The following is a 1,132-nucleotide window of genomic DNA, read 5'->3' as shown; positions in this document are numbered from 1 at the left end:
GTTTCTTGCCCGCTGATTGCTTCGCTGCAAGGGGAGAAAGAGCCGCGTGGTGCCGACGCGGTGTAGCCGAGGGTAGTTACGCCTTAGCGTGCTTTATTTAATGAGATGGTCACTCCCTCCTTCCCGGTACTATGCTGAGGACAGGCTTTCATTCGGAGAACCATCATGGAAAACATTGCGCTTATTGGTATCGATCTGGGTAAGAACTCTTTCCATATTCATTGTCAGGATCATCGTGGGAAGGCCGTTTACCGTAAAAAATTCACCCGACCAAAGCTAATCGAATTTCTGGCGACATGCCCGGCAACAACCATCGCGATGGAAGCCTGTGGCGGTTCTCACTTTATGGCACGCAAGCTGGCAGAGTTAGGGCATTTTCCAAAGCTGATATCACCGCAATTTGTCCGCCCATTCGTTAAAAGCAACAAAAATGACTTCGTTGATGCTGAAGCTATCTGTGAAGCAGCATCACGTCCATCTATGCGTTTCGTGCAGCCCAGAACCGAATCTCAGCAGGCAATGCGAGCTCTGCATCGTGTCCGTGAATCCCTGGTTCAGGATAAGGTGAAAACAACTAATCAGATGCATGCTTTTCTGCTGGAATTTGGCATTAGCGTTCCCCGAGGAGCTGCCGTTATTAGCCGACTGAGTACCATTCTTGAGGATAATAGTTTGCCTCTTTACCTCAGCCAGTTATTGCTGAAATTACAACAGCATTATCACTATCTTGTTGAGCAGATTAAAGATCTGGAATCTCAGTTGAAACGAAAGTTGGACGAAGATGAGGTTGGACAGCGCTTGCTGAGTATTCCCTGCGTTGGAACGCTGACTGCCAGTACTATTTCAACTGAGATTGGCGACGGGAAGCAGTACGCCAGCAGCCGTGACTTTGCGGCGGCAACAGGGCTTGTACCTCGGCAGTACAGCACGGGAGGTAGGACGACATTGCTGGGAATTAGTAAGCGAGGTAATAAAAAGATCCGAACTTTGTTGGTTCAATGTGCCAGGGTATTCATACAAAAACTGGAACACCAGTCTGGCAAGTTGGCCGACTGGGTCAGGGAGTTGTTGTGTCGGAAAAGCAACTTTGTCGTCACCTGTGCTCTGGCAAACAAGCTGGCCAGAATAGCCT

The 1,132-nt window shown here is 49.0% G+C and carries 1 protein-coding gene and 1 pseudogene; both read left to right on the top strand.

The genetic code is table 11. The annotated features are described in order from the left end of the window. Positions 1-66, top strand: a pseudogene (locus R7Z50_RS24565) (MerR family transcriptional regulator); the annotation flags it as partial. A gap of 99 nt (positions 67-165) precedes the next feature. Further along, positions 166-1,132: IS110-like element IS5075 family transposase (locus R7Z50_RS24560; RefSeq protein WP_318149358.1), on the top strand; the 967-nt coding region annotated here is incomplete at its 3' end.

Source organism: Vibrio sp. 1249-1, assembly GCF_033340495.1.
This window is presented reverse-complemented; position numbering and strand designations above follow the sequence as displayed.